The sequence below is a fragment of the Vibrio sp. Hal054 genome (assembly GCF_037162405.1).
In the GTDB taxonomy this organism is placed as follows: Bacteria; Pseudomonadota; Gammaproteobacteria; order Enterobacterales; family Vibrionaceae; genus Vibrio; species Vibrio diazotrophicus.
Window position 1 is genome coordinate 665,957 of sequence record NZ_JARLUT010000001.1, and the last position, 19,140, is coordinate 685,096.

The 19,140-nt window shown below is 45.0% G+C and carries 19 protein-coding genes and 1 pseudogene; 8 read left to right on the top strand and 12 right to left on the bottom strand.

Annotated elements, in window-relative coordinates:
- The first annotated feature begins 106 nt into the window (after positions 1-106).
- Together P4S58_RS23670 and purL are read left to right on the top strand one after the other, a co-directional pair.
- Positions 107-290: pseudogene (locus P4S58_RS23670) on the top strand (hypothetical protein).
- On the top strand, positions 287-4,183 hold the full coding sequence (gene purL, locus P4S58_RS02995; protein WP_102968320.1) for a phosphoribosylformylglycinamidine synthase: 3,897 nt from the start codon (positions 287-289) through the stop codon (positions 4,181-4,183). The pseudogene P4S58_RS23670 and the gene purL overlap by 4 nt, the downstream one beginning before the upstream one ends.
- A gap of 101 nt (positions 4,184-4,284) precedes the next feature.
- On the opposite strand, the gene P4S58_RS03000 is transcribed toward purL, so the two are convergent.
- From P4S58_RS03000 to tsaA, 5 genes are all read right to left on the bottom strand, one after another.
- Positions 4,285-4,476: a DUF4250 domain-containing protein gene (locus tag P4S58_RS03000; protein WP_042488991.1), complete on the bottom strand. Its 192-nt coding sequence runs from the start codon at positions 4,474-4,476 to the stop codon at positions 4,285-4,287.
- Positions 4,476-4,682: a YaeP family protein gene (locus P4S58_RS03005; RefSeq protein WP_042488988.1), complete on the bottom strand. Its 207-nt coding sequence runs from the start codon at positions 4,680-4,682 to the stop codon at positions 4,476-4,478. The genes P4S58_RS03000 and P4S58_RS03005 overlap by 1 nt, the downstream gene beginning before the upstream one ends.
- A gap of 162 nt (positions 4,683-4,844) precedes the next feature.
- Positions 4,845-5,489 carry a tellurite resistance TerB family protein gene (locus P4S58_RS03010; protein ID WP_102968319.1) on the bottom strand — a complete coding sequence of 215 codons (645 nt, stop codon included), beginning with the start codon at positions 5,487-5,489 and terminating at the stop codon, positions 4,845-4,847.
- A 104-nt stretch (positions 5,490-5,593) separates the two neighbouring features.
- On the bottom strand, positions 5,594-7,309 hold the full coding sequence (locus P4S58_RS03015; RefSeq protein WP_102968318.1) for a proline--tRNA ligase: 1,716 nt from the start codon (positions 7,307-7,309) through the stop codon (positions 5,594-5,596).
- A 67-nt stretch (positions 7,310-7,376) separates the two neighbouring features.
- On the bottom strand, positions 7,377-8,072 hold the full coding sequence (tsaA, locus tag P4S58_RS03020; RefSeq protein ID WP_102968317.1) for a tRNA (N6-threonylcarbamoyladenosine(37)-N6)-methyltransferase TrmO: 696 nt from the start codon (positions 8,070-8,072) through the stop codon (positions 7,377-7,379).
- Between the two features lie 136 nt (positions 8,073-8,208).
- Here tsaA and ykgO point away from each other — a divergent pair, with 136 nt between their 5' ends.
- Both ykgO and P4S58_RS03030 read left to right on the top strand, forming a co-directional pair.
- Positions 8,209-8,334, top strand: a complete 126-nt coding sequence (ykgO, locus tag P4S58_RS03025; RefSeq protein ID WP_081878768.1) for a type B 50S ribosomal protein L36 — start codon at positions 8,209-8,211, stop codon at positions 8,332-8,334.
- 224 nt (positions 8,335-8,558) lie between these two features.
- The gene (locus P4S58_RS03030) at positions 8,559-10,145 is read left to right on the top strand and encodes an AbgT family transporter (protein WP_042488976.1); all 1,587 of its coding nucleotides are present in this window, start codon (positions 8,559-8,561) and stop codon (positions 10,143-10,145) included.
- Between the two features lie 109 nt (positions 10,146-10,254).
- Here the strand turns inward: P4S58_RS03030 and P4S58_RS03035 are convergent, their stop codons facing one another.
- Complete coding sequence (locus P4S58_RS03035; RefSeq protein ID WP_042488973.1) at positions 10,255-10,704, bottom strand: YaiI/YqxD family protein; 450 nt, start codon at positions 10,702-10,704, stop codon at positions 10,255-10,257.
- Positions 10,701-10,994, bottom strand: a complete 294-nt coding sequence (locus tag P4S58_RS03040; RefSeq protein WP_102968316.1) for a hypothetical protein — start codon at positions 10,992-10,994, stop codon at positions 10,701-10,703. Before P4S58_RS03040 ends, P4S58_RS03035 begins: the two co-directional genes overlap by 4 nt.
- An 881-nt stretch (positions 10,995-11,875) precedes the next feature.
- Between P4S58_RS03040 and P4S58_RS03045 the strand changes: the two genes are divergently transcribed.
- The gene (locus P4S58_RS03045; protein WP_081878767.1) at positions 11,876-12,373 is read left to right on the top strand and encodes a GNAT family N-acetyltransferase; all 498 of its coding nucleotides are present in this window, start codon (positions 11,876-11,878) and stop codon (positions 12,371-12,373) included.
- Here P4S58_RS03045 and P4S58_RS03050 read toward each other — a convergent pair.
- Complete coding sequence (locus P4S58_RS03050) at positions 12,345-12,647, bottom strand: DUF3301 domain-containing protein (RefSeq protein WP_042488963.1); 303 nt, start codon at positions 12,645-12,647, stop codon at positions 12,345-12,347. The genes P4S58_RS03045 and P4S58_RS03050 overlap by 29 nt on opposite strands.
- 8 nt (positions 12,648-12,655) lie before the next feature.
- Positions 12,656-13,693, bottom strand: coding sequence for a DUF3549 family protein (locus P4S58_RS03055; protein WP_102968315.1), 1,038 nt, complete (start codon positions 13,691-13,693; stop codon positions 12,656-12,658).
- A gap of 109 nt (positions 13,694-13,802) precedes the next feature.
- Here P4S58_RS03055 and P4S58_RS03060 point away from each other — a divergent pair, with 109 nt between their 5' ends.
- Positions 13,803-14,117, top strand: a complete 315-nt coding sequence (locus tag P4S58_RS03060) for a YqcC family protein (protein ID WP_042488956.1) — start codon at positions 13,803-13,805, stop codon at positions 14,115-14,117.
- Positions 14,108-14,842, top strand: a complete 735-nt coding sequence (gene truC, locus P4S58_RS03065; protein ID WP_180980423.1) for a tRNA pseudouridine(65) synthase TruC — start codon at positions 14,108-14,110, stop codon at positions 14,840-14,842. Before P4S58_RS03060 ends, truC begins: the two co-directional genes overlap by 10 nt.
- A gap of 71 nt (positions 14,843-14,913) precedes the next feature.
- Here the strand turns inward: truC and dxs are convergent, their stop codons facing one another.
- The 3 genes from dxs to xseB form a co-directional block, all read right to left on the bottom strand.
- The gene (gene dxs, locus P4S58_RS03070) at positions 14,914-16,779 is read right to left on the bottom strand and encodes a 1-deoxy-D-xylulose-5-phosphate synthase (protein ID WP_102968313.1); all 1,866 of its coding nucleotides are present in this window, start codon (positions 16,777-16,779) and stop codon (positions 14,914-14,916) included.
- Positions 16,780-16,799: 20 nt separating this feature from the next.
- Positions 16,800-17,684 (bottom strand): (2E,6E)-farnesyl diphosphate synthase, encoded by an 885-nt coding sequence (gene ispA / locus P4S58_RS03075; protein WP_102964411.1) that lies wholly within the window; start codon positions 17,682-17,684, stop codon positions 16,800-16,802.
- Positions 17,685-17,781: 97 nt separating this feature from the next.
- Positions 17,782-18,024, bottom strand: a complete 243-nt coding sequence (gene xseB / locus P4S58_RS03080) for an exodeoxyribonuclease VII small subunit (RefSeq protein WP_042488944.1) — start codon at positions 18,022-18,024, stop codon at positions 17,782-17,784.
- A gap of 350 nt (positions 18,025-18,374) precedes the next feature.
- On the opposite strand from xseB, the gene pomA reads away from it, so the two are divergent.
- Complete coding sequence (gene pomA / locus P4S58_RS03085) at positions 18,375-19,139, top strand: flagellar motor protein PomA (protein ID WP_042488941.1); 765 nt, start codon at positions 18,375-18,377, stop codon at positions 19,137-19,139.
- Position 19,140 lies beyond the last annotated feature (1 nt).

Below are 19,140 nucleotides of genomic sequence, written 5' to 3' on the forward strand. Positions count from 1 at the left end.
TCAATTAGTGCCTTTATATCAAAGGCTGCTCGTATGGCAAAGTGATAGCTTGTTACTAAGCTTGTTGTGTCTGAAAATTGTTCAAACAGGGTGAAATTCAAAATTAATGAAAAAAATGACGCAAACGGTTGCTTTTGGTGTTACGTCACAAAAAAAATCCTCTATAATGCGCTCGCATCAAAGAGATGAAATCGGCATAAGTTCCAATTAATTAGTTTAACGTACTGATAATTAGATGAATTTATGCCAATTACACCTCAATCAATGGATATAGAGACCTTTGCACATGAGAATTTTGCGTGGTTCCCCAGCTCTTTCTGAGTTTCGTGTCAATAAACTACTCGAGACGTGTCGTGAACAAAACTTACCTGTGACGGGTATCTATGCAGAGTTCATGCACTTTGCTGATCTCAAGGCAGATTTAGACGACAGTGAAATCGAAAAACTTGAGAAGTTACTGACTTACGGTCCAACAATTCAAGAACACGAGCCACAAGGTTTGCTACTTCTTGTTACTCCTCGCCCGGGTACAATTTCTCCTTGGTCTTCTAAGGCAACAGATATCGCTAACAACTGTGGCTTGGCAAATGTTAAGCGACTAGAGCGCGGTACGGCTTACTACATTGAGTCTGAAGGTGAACTTTCAGCTGACCAAATCGCTAGCATCAACGCTTTAATTCATGACCGCATGATGGAAGTTGTTTTTACTGAACAAGAGCAAGCTGCTGCACTATTCAAATCTGCAGAACCAGCGCCAGTTGCTTACGTTGATCTACTTTCAGGTGGTCGTAAAGCGCTTGAAGAAGCAAACGTTACTCTTGGTCTGGCTCTTGCTGAAGATGAGGTCGACTACTTACTTGAAAGCTTTGTGACTAAGCTTGAGCGTAACCCAACTGACATCGAATTAATGATGTTTGCACAAGCAAACTCAGAGCACTGTCGCCATAAGATCTTCAATGCAGATTGGACAATCGACGGCGTGAAGCAAGACAAATCGCTGTTCAAGATGATCAAGAACACTATGGAGATGACTCCAGATTACGTTCTGTCGGCTTACAAAGATAACGCTGCGGTAATGGAAGGCTCTGAAGTTGGTCGTTTCTTCCCGAACCCAGAGACTCGTCAATACGGCTACAGCCACGAAAAAGCACACATTCTGATGAAGGTGGAAACACACAACCACCCAACGGCTATTTCTCCATGGCCAGGTGCTTCTACAGGTTCTGGCGGTGAAATCCGTGATGAAGGCGCAACCGGTATCGGCGGTAAACCGAAAGCTGGCTTAGTTGGTTTTACAACCTCTAACCTTCGTATTCCAAACTTTGTTCAGCCTTGGGAAACGGACTTCGGTAAGCCAGGTCGTATCGTTAACGCTCTGGATATCATGCTTGAAGGTCCTTTAGGCGGCGCAGCATTTAACAACGAATTTGGTCGTCCTAACCTTTTAGGCTACTTCCGTACCTACGAAGAGAAAGTGACTTCTCACGCGGGTGAAGAGATCCGTGGTTACCACAAACCAATTATGATTGCTGGTGGTTTAGGTAACATCCGTGATGAACACGTACAGAAGAAAGAAATTCCAGTAGGTGCAAGCTTAATCGTGCTTGGTGGTCCTGCAATGAACATCGGCCTTGGTGGCGGTGCTGCTTCTTCTATGGCTTCAGGTCAGTCTGCGGAAGATCTCGATTTTGCTTCTGTACAACGTGAAAACCCTGAGATGGAACGTCGTTGTCAGGAAGTTATCGACCGTTGCTGGCAGCTTGGTGACGCAAACCCAATCGCATTTATTCACGATGTGGGCGCGGGCGGTATTTCTAACGCATTGCCAGAGCTAGTAGATGACGGCGAGCGTGGCGGTATTTTCCAACTGCGTGACGTGCCAAATGATGAGCCGGGAATGAGCCCGCTGGAAATTTGGTGTAACGAATCTCAGGAACGTTACGTACTGGCGGTTGCGCCAGAAAACATGGCAGCGTTCGATGCTATCTGTAAGCGTGAACGTGCTCCATACGCAGTTGTAGGTATCGCGACTGAAGAGCGTGACCTGAAGCTGGAAGATACACACTTCGACAACACACCTATCGATATGCCAATGGATATCCTGCTAGGTAAAACACCTAAAATGCACCGTGATGCGAAAACAGCGAAGGTGAACAGCCCAGCTATTGATCGTTCAGGTATTGAATTGGGTGATGCGATTGAACGTGTTCTTCGTCTACCAGCCGTTGCCGAGAAAACATTCCTTATCACCATTGGTGACCGTACGGTAACTGGTCTTGTGGCTCGTGACCAAATGGTTGGTCCATGGCAGGTTCCTGTTGCGAACTGCGCAGTAACAGCGGCAAGTTACGACACTTACCACGGTGAAGTCATGGCGATGGGTGAACGTACGCCTGTAGCATTACTGGACTTCGGTGCGTCTGCTCGTCTAGCGGTTGGTGAAGCGATCACTAACATCGCAGCAACTGAAATCGGCGATATCAAACGTATTAAACTATCTGCTAACTGGATGTCTCCAGCGGGTCACCCAGGTGAAGATGCTGGTCTATACGAAGCAGTGAAAGCGGTAGGTGAAGAGCTGTGTCCGGCACTTGGTCTGACTATCCCTGTGGGTAAAGACTCAATGTCGATGAAGACTAAGTGGAACGAAAATGGCGAAGACAAAGAAGTGACTTCTCCACTTTCACTAATCATCACTGCGTTTTCTCGCGTAGAAGATGTTCGTAAGACAGTAACTCCACAGCTTCGCACAGATTTAGGCGAATCAAGCCTAGTACTTATTGACCTAGGTAACGGTAAAAACCGCCTAGGTGCAACAGTACTGGCTCAGGTTTACAAGCAGTTGGGTGATAAGCCTGCTGATGTAGATAACGCAGAGCAACTAAAAGGTTTCTTCAATGCTATTCAAAGCCTAGTTAGCAACGACAAGTTGATTGCTTACCACGATAAAGGCGACGGCGGTCTATTTGTGACTCTTGCTGAGATGGCATTCGCTGGTCACTGTGGTGTGAAGGCAAACATCGAAGCTTTAGGTGAGGATACTCTGGCTGCGATGTTCAACGAAGAACTCGGTGCAGTTGTTCAGGTTAAGAACGATGAAATTGAATCTGTACTAGCAACACTAGCAGATAACGGTTTAGCAGCATGTTCACATGTTATTGGCGCAGTAGAAGCTTCAGACAAGCTAGTGATCACTTCTGGTAACACAGTATTGGTCGACCGTTCAAGAACAGAACTTCGTACTATCTGGGCTGAAATGACGCACAAAATGCAAGCGATGCGTGACAACCCTGCGTGTGCAAACCAAGAGTTTGAAGCGAAGAAAGACAACTCAGACCCAGGTCTGAACGTGAAACTCAGCTTCGATACTAACGAAGACGTAGCAGCGCCTTACATTGCGAAAGGTGCTAAGCCTAAGATGGCAATTCTGCGTGAGCAGGGTGTTAACTCGCATGTTGAAATGGCAGCAGCGTTTGACCGTGCAGGCTTTGAAGCTACCGATATCCATATGAGTGATATCTTGACTGGTCAGGCTGTATTGGAAGAGTACCAAGGCCTTGTGGCTTGTGGTGGCTTCTCTTACGGTGACGTACTGGGTGCTGGTGAAGGTTGGGCGAAGTCAGTGCTATTTAACGCACAGGCTCGTGACCAGTTTGAAACCTTCTTCAACCGTGAAGATACCTTCTCTCTAGGTGTGTGTAATGGCTGTCAGATGCTTTCTAACCTGAAAGAACTGATCCCAGGTGCAGACTTATGGCCTCGTTTCGTACGTAACGAATCTGAGCGTTTTGAAGCTCGTTTTAGCTTGGTAGAAGTTCAGAAATCTGATTCTGTGTTCTTCGACGGTATGGCTGGTTCTCGTATGCCTATCGCGGTTTCTCACGGTGAAGGTCGTGTAGAAGTTCGTGATGAAGCACACCTAGCTGCTATCGAAAACTCAGGTACGGTAGCGGTTCGTTTTGTTGATAACTTGGGTAACCCAACACAACAATACCCGAACAACCCGAATGGTTCGCCAAACGCAATTACTGGTTTAACAACTGCTGATGGCCGTGTAACCATTATGATGCCTCACCCTGAGCGTGTATTCCGCACAGTAGCGAACTCTTGGCATCCAGATAGCTGGGGCGAAAACGGTGCTTGGATGCGTATGTTCCAAAACGCTCGCAAGAACTTGGGTTAATTACAGACCTGTGAATTAAAGCTACTAAATTTCAGATAATAAAAAACGCAAACTATCATGGGTTTGCGTTTTTTTACATTCTACATCAGCAATTTCGAAGATTAACGAAATTGCCCTGCTTCTGGCAGAAACTCAAAGCCCGCTGTGGCCAACTTTGCTTCAAGTGCGGTTCGGTCAATATCGAAGTAGGCAACCAGCTTGTCTAAATCACCGTTAAAGTCGTCCCGCAGCTTCATGTTCACAATGCTCATTAGCATGACTGTGTCCATAGAGGCGAAATTCGCGAGATTCATTATTTGTCCTCGAAATCAGAAATCAGTAAGTTTGCCGCAGCAAAGGCGGCTTTCTCTCTTACTTCTTTTGGTAAAGAAGTATCCGCTGCCACATCGTTCAAAGCACGAACCGCGCAGCTAATTGCTTGAGGAATATAGGCTTGATCGCCACTACCAATTTGAGCGTATAACTCACGAACTAAATCACAACAACCGTAAACTTGCATATCTCTATCCTACTTTTACAGAACGACCTACTTTTACAGAATGAATAATACAGAACGAGACGTCTGCCTTATAAATGATAACTGCTCTCAATATACACAGAGAGCAGAATGAAGACAAAAGTTACCTTTGAGCTGGCTCAATGTTGAGTTTCAGCCGGTGAATTATTCACCGTTTATCTGTTGATGAATGTTATTTACTAACTCTTCACTTAAACCGAGTTGCTTCGCCAGTTCTTGAAGATACGCTTTTTCCATAAAGTTTTGCTCGTCGGCAACCAAGGCTGAAGCAAGATAAATCTCTGACGATTGAGCCGGAGTTTGCGCCAGCGCAGCAATTTCATTCGGATCTAAAGGCTTTTTCAACTCTTGTTGGAACAGGGTTTGAACGTCGTTATCGGCACCAATCTCATTAATCACTTGGTTTATCTTAGCCATTTCTTGCTCATCTACGTGTCCATCTGCTTTGGCGGAAGCGATCATCGCTTTAAGAATGAGTATTTCATGGCGAGGATTTGATTGGTCAAAGGCCGCTGGCTGAGTTGGTTCATTTTGATTGGCTTGCCAGTCGTTATACATCTTATAAGCGAGAGCCCCCAGAGCCGCAGAACCACCAATGGCGAGCGCTTTTTTGCCCAACTTCTTGGTTTTCTTTGAACCCATTAAAAGGCCTATGATACCTCCGCCGAGTGCACCTGCACCAAGGGTGGCAAGCTGGCTTTTATCCTGAGCTAAAGACTGAGCTTGCTGCTTACCGGATTGAACCAAATTGGAGTTGAGTGCTTGATTGAGTAGGGCTTTGAGATCCATGTCTTTCTCCTTTTTGTTTTTATGCAGTGTAGAAGAGAAATGATGAATCCAGCATTAATAAAAAAGGCTGCCAATAGGCAGCCTTCAAAGATAGACGTTCGAGATTAAGCCATTTGCGACTTGATGTGCTCGACGATATCAGTCATTGACACTGGAGTTTTATCACCAGTGCGACGGTTTTTATATTCGAAATTACCTTCGTCCATACTACGATCACCGATAACGATCGTATGAGGAACACCAAGTAGCTCCATATCAGAGAACATAACACCTGGGCGTTCTTTACGGTCATCGAATAGAACTTCGATACCAGCAGCTGTCAGTTCAGCATATAGCTTCTCTGCGGCTTCTTGAACGCGCTCAGATTTGTGCATGTTCATTGGAACGATAGCCACTTGGAACGGTGCAATAGCGTCTGGCCAGATGATACCGTATTTATCGTGGTTCTGTTCAATCGCAGCAGCCACTACACGAGTAACACCGATACCGTAACAACCCATTTCTAGAATAACGTTTTTACCGTCAGCGCCTAGAACACCACAGTTCATTTTCTCAGAGTAGTTAGTACCAAGCTGGAAGATGTGACCAACTTCGATACCACGCTTAAGCATGATAGTGCCTTTACCACATGGGCTTGGGTCACCTTCAACAACGTTACGTAGGTCTTCAACTTGACCTAGTTGAACGTCACGGCCCCAGTTAATACCGAAGTAGTGTTTACCATCAACGTTTGCACCAGCACTGAAGTCGCTGGTTACAGCAACTGTGCGGTCAACGATGAATGGCAGTTTTAGGCCTACAGGGCCTAAAGAACCTGGACCTGCACCGACTAGAGCACGAATCTCTTCTTCAGAAGCCATCTCTAATGGAGAAGCGACTTCTTTCAAGTTTTCTGCTTTTACTTCGTTTAGCTCGTGATCACCACGGATGATCAGGGCAATGATGTCTGCGTCAACTTCATCTGATGCTTTAACGAAAAGCGTTTTAACTGTTTTCTCGATAGGCAGTTCAAATTGCTCAACAAGTTCTGCAATGGTTTTCGCATTTGGCGTATCAACCAGAGTCATCTCTTGAGTTGGTGCTGCAAGTTCTGCTGCAAGTGCAACCGCTTCTGCTTTTTCAATGTTCGCAGCGTAATCAGATTCAGTAGAGAATGCGATTAAGTCTTCGCCGCTTTCCGCCAATACGTGGAACTCTTGAGAGCCGCTGCCACCGATAGCGCCGCTATCCGCCAATACTGGGCGGTAATCCAGACCCATGCGGTCGAATGCTTTACAGTAAGCATCGTGCATAGCGTCGTAAGATTTTTGCAGACCTTCTTTATCGATGTCGAAGCTGTATGCATCCATCATAGAGAATTCACGAGAGCGCATCACGCCAAAACGAGGGCGGCGTTCATCACGGAATTTAGTCTGGATCTGGTACAGATTTAGAGGTAGTTGCTTGTAAGAGCTAACCTCGTTACGCACAAGAGCAGTAATCACTTCTTCTGCTGTTGGGCTTAGTACAAACGGACGAGTGTGGCGGTCAGTAAAGCGAAGCAGCTCAGGGCCCATTTTTTCAGAGCGACCAGTCTCTTCCCATAGTTCAAACGGCTGCACAACGGGCATTAATGTTTCGATAGCCCCTGCATTGTCGATTTCTTGGCGAATGATGGTTTCGACTTTACGCAGTACGCGAAGACCGGTAGGTAGCCAAGTGTAAAGACCTGAAGCTAGCTTACGGATCATACCCGCACGTAGCATGAGCTGGTGGCTCACTACTTCTGCGTCGTTTGGAGTCTCCTTCAGAGTAGAAAGAAGATATTTACTGGTACGCATTTATGGTATCCGTTTATCAAAGGTGGTAATAAATTTAGCCGCTAATAATATCAGCCAAATGCGAATGTCAAAAGTGTTCAATAGTAGTAACTGTCACTAAGTTACCAGATATGGTGAATTTTACGTTCAAATTGTACAAATGTACTGCGTATTGCTTATCGTCAGGCTTATTTTTCTTGTAAGCAGGACGTGGATCTTGTGCTAGAACTTCGCTAATCACCGCTTGTTTGACGGTTGAATCGGGTAGCGACTGCAAAATAGCCAGAGCTGTAGGGCTGAATTCAACCTCAACTGTTGGAGGCTCCGCATCTGCGTATCCACCTTTTGCTTCCGGTACTGAGTCAGAATAGGGGATATAAGGTTTGATATCGATGATGGGAGTACCATCAACCAGATCAACACTGCCCACTTCTATATAGATTTGATCGCCTTCTTTATTTATGCCTCGAAACTCCACCGCAGACATACCAATTCCATTCGGACGAAATGTTGAACGGGAAGCCAATACACCCACTCTTTCATTGCCACCAAGACGTGGTGGACGAACCGTTGGTTTCCAACCTGCTTCAAGATTTTGATCAAACAAGAACAATAACCACAGATGACTGAACTGCTCTAACTCACGTACTGCTTCCATACAGTTCAGCTCGCCTAATAATTTGATGCGTGCTGTTGCGCTGGGCACTAAACGCGGCTGGCGGGGAACGGCAAACTTCTCTTTATATGGAGTTTCGATGGTAGCAATCGGCGTGATGGTGTGCATTGGCGTGTATTGAGTTTGGCTAAAGAAATAAAAGTGAAAATATCACACCTAACAGAGAACAGTAGTAATTATTGTTGACAGTAATTCTATTTTGTTATGTTATAACATAACAATAATTGATTGCGAGGTTTCATCCATGAAAGTATTAAGTTCTCTGAAAAGTGCAAAAAATCGTCATCCAGGTTGCCAGATTGTAAAACGTCGTGGGCGTCTTTACGTTATCTGTAAAGCTAATCCAAGGTTTAAAGCAGTGCAGAGATGAGTCATTGCTACGACTTGAATATCGTTATTAACTTATAATATTCGTTAAATACATTTGTTTGGTTTATAACACTACGTATTGTGCTGATTTGAATTATTTTATGCTTAATTTGAAATAATCTGTAACATCTTTGATTTTGTAATGTTCACTCCCTCAAGTACTCTTCGCCGCGCTTTTGACATTTTTGTCACAAATGCATAGAGAAAACTACAAGGAGGAAACAGATGAGTTCGTCTGCTTCAATAAACAAACCAGCACCTAAAAAGTCACTTTTTACCCGCTTCTTAGATGGTGTTGAGTATTTAGGGAACCTATTACCCCATCCGATTACTTTATTCGCTATTTTCTGTTTAGCGATTCTTATTTCATCAGGTATTGCAGGCTATTTTGAAGTCTCAGTTATGGACCCACGTCCAGAAGGCGCTAAAGGCCGTGCCGCTGATGGTATGATCCACGTTGTTAGCCTGCTTAATGCTGAAGGTCTACAACTGATCGTAACTAACCTAGTGAAAAACTTTGTTGGTTTCGCACCTTTAGGCACAGTGCTTGTTGCTATGCTTGGTGTGGCAATTGCTGAATATTCTGGTCTTTTATCTGCTGCAATGCGTGGCCTTGTTATGGGCGCATCTGCTCGCATGGTAACAGTCACGGTTGTATTTGCAGGTATCATTTCGAATACAGCATCTGAACTTGGCTACGTGGTATTGATTCCACTTGCAGCTATGTTGTTCCACTCTTTAGGTCGTCACCCTCTGGCAGGTCTGGCTGCCGCATTTGCAGGTGTATCTGGTGGTTACTCTGCAAACCTTCTGATTGGTACTGTTGATCCACTGCTTTCAGGTATCACTGAAACAGCAGCACAAATGATTGACCCAACATACACGGTTGGCCCAGAAGTGAACTGGTACTTCATGTTTGTCTCTACCTTCTTTATTGCAGGTATGGGTGCTTACGTAACTGAGAAGATCGTTGAACCTAAATTGGGTAAATACAACCCAGAAGAGGCTGCAGAAGACCTTTCTAAAGACAAGATGGGTACTCTGACTGATATTGAAAAACGTGGTTTGAAGCTGGCTGGTATTGCAGTACTTGCAGTAAGTGCTCTTCTGGCTTGGACTATCGTTCCTGCTGACGGTGTTCTTCGCTCTGCTGAAGGTACTGTTGCGGGTTCACCATTCCTGAAAAGTATTGTTGCTTTCATCTTTGTATTCTTCGCAATCCCTGGCTACGTTTATGGCCGTGTTGTGGGTACGATGAAAACTGACCGTGATGTTATCGATGCGATGGCTAAATCTATGTCTTCTATGGGCATGTACATCGTATTGGTATTCTTTGCTGCTCAGTTTGTTGCATTCTTCAAGTGGACTAACTTCGGTCAGGTATTTGCTGTTGCAGGTGCAGACTTCCTGCAAAACATCGGCTTAACAGGTCCAATGTTGTTCTTCGCATTTATCCTGATGTGTGGCTTCATCAACTTGATGATCGGTTCAGCATCGGCGCAGTGGGCAGTAACGGCACCAATTTTCGTTCCAATGTTAATGCTAGTCGGTTATGCGCCTGAAACGATTCAAGCGGCTTACCGTATCGGTGACTCAACCACTAACATCATCACACCAATGATGAGTTACTTTGGTCTGATCCTTGCGGTTGCAACTCGCTACATGAAGAATCTAGGTATTGGTACGCTAATCGCAACCATGCTGCCTTACTCAATCTGCTTTATCGTAGGTTGGAGCTTGTTGTTCTACGTTTGGGTATTCTTGCTAGGTCTACCAGTAGGCCCAGGTGCTGCAACGTACTACACGCCATAAGTCATGTTCGCTTTAAGCGACATACCTTGATTGGTTATATAGCTTGATTAGTTATATAGATAAGAAAAAACCTGCGAGATTCGCAGGTTTTTTTGTATTTAGAATCGAGCTATTTTTTAAACTTCGCCAGATATCTGTCTAAGTGGTTAGCGAACTCGCGTCGATCAGTCTGAGACAGGGCACTTGGACCTCCGGTTTGAATACCACTTGATCGCATTGTTTCCATAAAGTCGCGAATATTGAGGCGTGCTTTAATGGTGTCTTTCGTATAAAGCTCACCGCGTGAGTTAAGCGCCAATGCCCCTTTGGTAATAACTTCGTCGGCAAGGGGAATGTCGGAAGTGATAACCAAGTCGTTCGCTTCTACTCGTCTTACAATTTCATTATCAGCAATATCAAAACCCGCAGGAACCTGAATGGAGTGAATATTGACTCGTTTAGGTACTGGAATGATGTGATTAGCTACGAAGGTACACTCTATCCCTGTGCGTTCTGCAGCACGCACAATCGTTTCTCTTATCACTTTCGGGCAAGCGTCTGCGTCAACCCATATCTTCATTGAGCTTTACCGTTAATTTGTTGTTCCAACTGTTCAATACGCTTAGTGAGCTGAGCTATGGTCTGCTCTAGCTGATGAATACGATCTGTGTCCCCACTGGTTTTTGCCGCAATTTCTACTTTCGGAACACGGTTAGCATTCTTCCAGCTTTTAATCGCGGCAATGAGGGCAGCCATAGGAACTGATGTGCTCATACGTGCTCTAACTAACGCAACAGTCGGTTCTTTTCCTTGCTGTTGCAGAGTGGTGAGCACACTTTCGAGCTCTTTAGTGACGTCTTGTGTGAGCATAGGTCATCCTTCTATCTGTTGGCGTGATTTTATATCAGATCGATGGATTATTCCTGCTTAAAAGTTTTAGCGTGTCTTCGTTCGTTTTTCTTCAGTTCAAGAGTGCTAGTGAAAGTAACACGTTCTTGTGCGAGATCTCTTACAAGTAGTGTGAGATATCAGAGTTTTGTGAAGCGGAAAATGCTACTTTATGGTTATAACTTATTGAATTTTAGTGTTTTAAATTGATTGCTTGCTTTGTATGCAGAAATATTTGCGATCAGGTAATTGCACAAAAAATCCAAAGGCGTAGATTAAACCTCGTCGGAAGGGAACTGACACGGAATTGGATACACCACTGGACGGTGATTTCAGGACGAAAAAGTGATTAACGGATAAATCACTACATGGATACGGATACGAACGGATTCAACAGCTAACAGGAAGTTAGTTGGCAAGGAAAGCAAAAAGGATAAACCCTAGGAAAGGGTAGGACACCATCAGGACGATGGGAAGGACACCGCTCAAGGAACAAGTGATGAGCGCTAACAGGAAAGTTAGCACAAAGGATGAAAACGGACACCGCTAGGAAGGCGATGCAAGGATTTGACTGAAGGATTCGGTTTTTTAAGGATGATGCAGGAAGCACGTATTTGTAGCCGGATTGCTGCACACAAGACTTAAACCCCAGCACTTAGGTGTTGGGGTTTTTCTTAATTTGAAGTTTTCCAATTCAAATTCTGTTATCTCTGCGACAATTTCTACCGACCACATAGTGACCTTTTTATCGTTATCTATGCGAAAATCAGTAAAATAATAAAAATAATCAGTGGCTTAATTTTTTTGTTTTTGTTAGTAATAGCAAAAACGCTATTCATTTGATGTTGTAACAAGGATTGTTTGTGACAATAGTGACACGACGAACACTGTTAATTCCCTATACAGAATCGTTCGAGTTGGACTTTTTGATGCTGAATTGCTGTGCTAAAAACAGGGCATATATGAACGGCCCTAAAACGGTTTCGGCATCAAGAGAGTTATTCAAGCGCGTACTCAATGACTCCTCCATTCATGCAATGGCGGTTCTGGATAACTATAATCGTGAGTTTATGGGGCATGTGTTTATCGAGCGCGATGACATTAAAGCTGAGCTGGGCTTTATTTTCGATAAGCTGTACTGGAAGCAAGGTTTAGCGTCTGAAGCATTAAAAGCGTTTTTTCCCAAAGCCTGTGAGCGATTAGGACTGATGAGAGTCGTTGCGAGTGCGGAAGTTGAAAATCTCTCCGCGATTAAGATATTGCAAGCTTTAGGGTTTGAAAACAAAGGCGAAAATGAAGAATATTTCGCCCCGAGTTATGACTTCGAATGGATTAGACCATCCGATGCGGTGGCAAGTTAAAGCGCATTGGGATGAAACCGCGCATTTCCAGCTTTCCTTGGTAACAGTCGTCGCCTAAAGCCGAAAATTCAAACAAGTAAACCGTATGCCAAAACCAGCGACCATCGCTGGTTTTCCATTTGTGGCCGCCGAATGAGACGCTTAGCAATTGGAGTTCAAGCTGATCGCACTTTCTCAATACATGTGACTTTGCGATTTCAGACTGACGCCTTTGCTGCCAAAAGAGAAAACAGACAAAACACAACGCCAATATTGCCAATAAGTCTCCAATCATCTTCTATCCTAAGACTTTGTATCTTGTTGAAGTTTAATCAGCGCTTGAGCAAGCTCTTCAGATGGTGTGCCATGCAGAAGTGGTAATAACACCATTCTTAGCTCTGGCAACATGACTAAGTCGGCAAATAGCTGATTGAACAGAGTCTGGTTGCCTGTTTGTGCCAGCCTTAGTAAGAACTGTTCTGCTCGCGAATTTAGGTTCAAAACGTGCCACGCACGACCTGCAATCGCAATCAGAACTTCAGGATGGCTTAAACGTGGGCTTGCTAAGATAGCATCGACAATCTTGCTCAGCAGTTTTTCATCTGAACCGGAAAGCGCACGAGTTAATGCCGACAGTAAAAACAGATCTGGGTCCTTGCTTGAAATCTCTGCCTGCGCAAATTCTTCAAGACGCTCGGCCAGTTTAGCGGGCGGTTTAGTATGCTCAAGTGCTCCAAGCAGCGCATAAAGAGGTTGCGTGGGTAAGTGAGAAAGCGCTTTACGCACCATAGGTCCGTTTTGTTCTTGGCTTAAGCGTGCGCAGATATCGGTAATACCTTGCAGACCTACGGTTTGCCAGTTGTTCCAGCCAAGACCGCCCGAGAAATAGTGCTGTGCGTGCTCGTAATATTGGCTGCAAGGCATATCTAGCTCAGCGCGAATTTGGCTGTGGAAGACCGCCATTTTGTCTTCAGATGGCTTAAAGGTGTAGGGATTGTTTGCCAGTTTTTCCTGCTGCTCTTCGGTAAGTTCTTTATTGAGACGAGTCCCCATAGCTTCAACTACGTACTTAATGAATTGCCCCACATCCGCTTGTAGCAACAATCCTCGTTCGTCTAAAGCAAATTTCAGAAACCAAATCCAGGGTTGTTTGGTTTCATTCCAGTACGCAATAGCAAGGTGAGCGGTACGCTTTACAGGATATGGGTAAGCTTGATGTCCTTGTTCTACGTGCGAAAACTGATCGTTGTCGATCGGTTGAATACGTCGGCCAAGGTCGAAAATTTGATATTGGCAGCCACTGTTTTTTAGCAGCGCTGTCAGAGTTTGAATATTGTCCATGGGAGCAAAATGTTCCTACTTTTCTTTGGGGCAAGTAACCCTTCTTTCCCCAATAAATGGTACTCTATGGCCCTTTTTCAAGGTGTACGACCAATAAACTTGGTGAATCATGACAATTAACACAAAACTGGCCCAAGCATTGGAGCAGTTAGAAGCTGAAATGCGCCAATGTGAAGTATGGCAGTCAACGCCTCCGAGCTTGGAAGCGATGCAAAGTGTTGAGCCATTTTCCATCGATACGCTCGACCCGCATGAGTGGCTTCAATGGGTTTTTATCCCGACAATGCAGAAGTTACTTGATGAAGGACAAGCGATTCCAAGAGGGTTTGAGTTGTCGCCTTATTTTGAGGAAGTCTGGAAGCATCAAGATAAGTTTCAGGCTGTTTTGCTGGTGGTAAACCATATTGATAGGGTATGTCAGTAATGTTGGAAATTATCTACCAAGACGAGTATTTGGTGGCGGTAAACAAACCTGCGGGAATGTTGGTGCATCGTTCATGGCTGGACAAGCATGAGACTCAGTTTGTGATGCAGACATTGAGAGACCAAATTGGTCAGCATGTTTTTCCATTGCATCGTTTAGACCGACCGACGTCTGGTGTGCTGGTTTTTGCGTTATCGAGCGAAATTGCTTCCAACGTTATGCCGATGTTTGCCAATCATGAAATGGTGAAAACGTATCATGCAATTGTCCGTGGTTGGATTGAAGAGGGCGATGTGCTGGATTATCCGCTCAAAGAAGAGCTGGATAAAATTGCCGATAAGTTTGCCAAGCAAGATAAAGAAGCACAGTCTGCGGTGACCGAGTACCAACCATTAGCCAAGGTGGAAGTGCCGTTTTCAACCGGAAAATTTCCAACTACTCGCTACTGTTTAGTTGAAATGAAGCCTAAGACAGGGCGTAAACATCAGTTGCGTCGTCATATGGCGCATCTTCGTCATCCAATTGTTGGTGATACCACGCATGGTGATGGTAAACATAACCGCTTGTATCGCGAAGAGTACGATTGTCATCGCTTAATGCTGCACGCCAGCGAACTGCGTTTTGTCCATCCGTACACTAAGCAAGAGTTGGTATTAAAGGCTTCTTTTGATGAAAGCTGGCAAAAGTTGTTTGCTGAGTTTGAGTGGAACCATCCACAGCCTTAAATTGCAGGTCTTACACAAAGCAAAAAGCCTTCTCTCTGAGAAGGCTTTTTCGTAGCAATAATCTTATTGGATTACTTATTCAGGTAGGATTCTACGGCAGTTTTGATGCCAGCACCGTCTAAACCAAGTTCAGCATGCATCTCTTCCTGGGTTCCTTGAGCAATGAACTGGTCAGGAAGACCAAGATTCAGCACCGGCTTGATGATTTTTTCTTTCATCATAAACTCAACAACGCCTGCGCCTGCGCCACCTGCAATCACGTTCTCTTCCAGTGTCACAATGATATCGTGGCTCGCTGAAAGTTCTTTGATTAGTGCTTCATCTAATGGTTTGACGAATCGCATGTCAGCCACGGTTGCATTCAATTCTTCAGCCGCTTCCAGTGCATAAGGAAGTAGGGAACCGAAGCTTAGAATCGCCACTTTTTCACCTTGACGCATCATGCGACCTTTACCGATTTCAAGCGCAGTAAACTCTTGCTTGATTTCAACACCCATACCGTTGCCTCGTGGGTAGCGGACCGCACTCGGGCCTTGATGTTGATGACCGGTATACAGCATTTGACGACATTCGTTTTCATCTGCCGGAGCCATGATGGTCATGTTCGGGATGCAACGCATAAAGCTTAAATCGAATGCACCTTGGTGAGTCTGACCATCAGCACCGACAAGCCCCGCACGGTCGATAGCAAACATCACTGGCAGATTCATAATAGCGATATCGTGAATCAACTGATCGTAACCGCGTTGCAGGAAGGTCGAGTAAATCGCCACTATCGGGTTGTATTTAGCGATTGCCATACCTGTTGCTAATGTCACGGCATGTTGCTCAGCGATCGCCACGTCGAAGTATTGAGATGGGTACTCTTTCGAGAAGCGAACCATGCCAGAGCCTTCACGCATCGCAGGTGTGATTGCCATCAGTTTTGGATCTTGCGCAGCCATATCACACAGGAAATCACCGAAGATCTTCGAGTAGGTCGGTTTGGTACTTGAGCTCTTAGGCAAGCTGCTATGACTTGGGTCGAACTTAGGCACGCCGTGGTAACCAATCGGATCTTTCTCCGCTGGTTCATAACCTTTGCCTTTCTTCGTCATAATATGAAGGAACTGCGGGCCTTTAAGCTCACGCATGTTTTTCAATGTTTTGACCAGTTCAATCACATCATGACCGTCAACAGGGCCGATATAGTTAAAGCCCAACTCTTCGAAAAGCGTTCCCGGAACGACCATGCCTTTCAGGTGCTCTTCCGTACGACGAACCAATTCTTTGATTGGTGGAATACCAGAGAGAACTTTCTTACCGCCTTCACGAATGGAAGTGTACAAACTGCCTGACAGCACCTGAGCAAGATGGTTGTTCAGTGCGCCAACGTTCTCTGAAATCGACATTTCGTTGTCGTTGAGAATAACCAGCATATCAGGGTGAACGTCACCAGCGTGGTTCATGGCTTCAAATGCCATACCAGCGGTAATCGCGCCGTCACCAATCACGCTGACGATCTTACGATCAGCGCCTTCTTTGCCAGCACAAATAGCCATGCCCAAAGCAGCACTGATAGATGTCGATGAGTGACCGACAGACAAGGTGTCGTATTCGCTCTCTTCGCGCCAAGGGAAAGGATGAAGGCCATCTTTTTGGCGAATCGTAGGCATTTGCTCACGACGCCCCGTCAGGATTTTATGCGGATAAGCCTGATGACCCACGTCCCAAATCAACTGATCAAATGGCGTGTTGTAGACGTAGTGAATCGCCACTGTCAGTTCAACAGTACCTAAGCCAGAAGCCAGGTGTCCGCTTGATTGACTAACAGAGTTAAGCAGATACGTTCTGAGTTCATCACAAAGCTTTGGCAGAATGTTTTTAGGCAGACTGCGTAATTCGTCCGGCGTATTCGCCAGAGCCAGTGTTGGATATTTTGAAATATCAAGAGTCATAATTATGCGCGCTTATAGTGTTAATTTTTGCGCTCGATGACGTATCGGGCGAACTCTTCAAGACATTCTGTATTGTAAGGAATAGCTTCAAGTGCTTGAAGTGCTTCCTGTAACAGAGTTTGGGCTTTATTTATCGCTCCGTCCAATCCTAATAGAGCTGGGTACGTACTTTTGTTGAGCTGTTGATCTGAACCTTGAGGTTTACCCAAAGTTTCGGTATCGCCGATGACATCCAAAATGTCGTCTTGTACTTGAAATGCGAGGCCAACGGCATCGGCATATTTATCAAGCTGTGGCAGAACTTGTAGGCCCTTCTCACCAGCGGCTAAAGCTCCTAAACGAATCGCACAGCGCATAAGTGCGCCGGTTTTATTGCGATGAATTGTTTCGAGCTCTTGCAACGAAATAAGACGATTCTCTGCGCCAAGATCAAGTGCTTGTCCTAAACACATACCTTGTGCACCGGAAGCTTCAGCAAGTACCTGAACCATTTTGATACGATTGACTTCGCCTTCTTCAGACAGAGTACCTTCGGCCAAAATGGTAAATGCTAGGGTTTGCAGGGCGTCACCGGTTAGGATCGCCGTTGCTTCATCGAATTTAATATGGCACGTCGGCTTACCACGGCGTAGCTCATCATCGTCCATGGCCGGTAAATCGTCATGGATAAGTGAATACGCGTGGATACACTCCACTGCTGATGCCGGGGTGTCTATATCTTCAATAGAGCAACCTAGCATTTGGCCTGTTATATAGACCAAATAGGGGCGAGCACGTTTACCGCCCAGCAGTAAGCCATAACGCATTGCTTCAATCAGCGCTAAGTCTTGGTTGGGCAGGCGGTTTAACCAGTGGTCAAGCTGCTCATTATTTCGTTGTTGATAAGAGGTTAGAGCCTCAATCATAGGACACTCTTAAACGTTTCGTTCAGCCGCTAGTCGCATTATCAATCAGAGACAAAACGACGAGAGACAATAAATAGTTAAGAACAATGAATATCAGTTATTCAGGTAATTCGTTAAATTCACTGAGTGGCGCATCATCTGTGTTGCTTAGCAGAATGCTAACACGCTGTTCCGCTTCATCCAGTTTACTTTGACCTGAGCGAGCAAGAGCGATACCACGTTCGAATTTTTTCAGTGCATCGTCTAGTGTTAAATCACCATTTTCTAGCTGCTCGACCACTTGATCTAACTCTTCAATGGTCGCCTCGAAAGACATGTTTTCTGGTTTTTTACTCGCCATAATATTATTGCCTTGGGAAAGATGCACGAAAGTTACCTTAGCCTGTGTTGATGGTCAAATTTAACCAACCAATTTTGTCAGAATTACGGAGGTTTTTAGTCGATACCGATAACGAATATGAAAATTCACGGTGGTGCGTTATTCGTAATTAATGAGCATTTTGTGCAATCTATGAATACCGAAGGTGCATATTGGCACGCTTTAAGTATAAACTTGTTGTTGGCGTAATTGAGGCACAAGTGTCCTTTCGTCAATTTTCTATTTAAGAATTTGATTCTCTTGTCGATAAGAGAATAACTGAGAGTCGTTCGGCTCTAATCAATGCGAACATATTGTCTGAGGAGTGCTTCGTGGATTTAGCTACGCTGATAGGTCTGATTGGTGGCCTAGCTTTCGTTATTATGGCGATGGTTTTAGGTGGAAGCCTAACGATGTTCGTCGACGTAACCTCAATTCTTATTGTTGTCGGTGGCTCTACGTTTGTTGTTTTGATGAAGTTTACCATGGGGCAGTTTTTTGGAGCTGCTAAAATTGCTGGTAAAGCATTCATGTTCAAAGCCGATGAACCAGAAGATTTGATCGCAAAAATCGTAGAAATGGCTGACGCTGCACGTAAAGGTGGTTTCCTTGCTTTGGAAGAGATGGAAATCAGTAACAGCTTTATGCAAAAGGGCATTGATTTACTGGTAGATGGTCATGACGCGGATGTGGTTCGCGCAACTCTACAAAAAGACATTGCATTAACGGATGAGCGACACGAATTTGGTTCGGGTGTTTTCCGCGCATTTGGTGACGTTGCACCAGCGATGGGGATGATCGGTACTCTTGTTGGTCTGGTCGCGATGTTGTCGAACATGGATGACCCGAAAGCCATCGGTCCTGCAATGGCGGTTGCACTTTTAACCACGCTATACGGTGCGGTTCTTGCGAACATGGTGTTCTTCCCAATTGCAGACAAGTTATCGCTTCGTCGTGAACAAGAAACATTAAATCGCCGTCTGATTATGGATGGTGTGCTGGCAATCCAAGATGGTCAAAACCCACGTGTGATTGACAGCTACTTGAAGAACTACCTCAACGAGGGCAAACGAGCTCTTGATATTGATAGCGAATAAC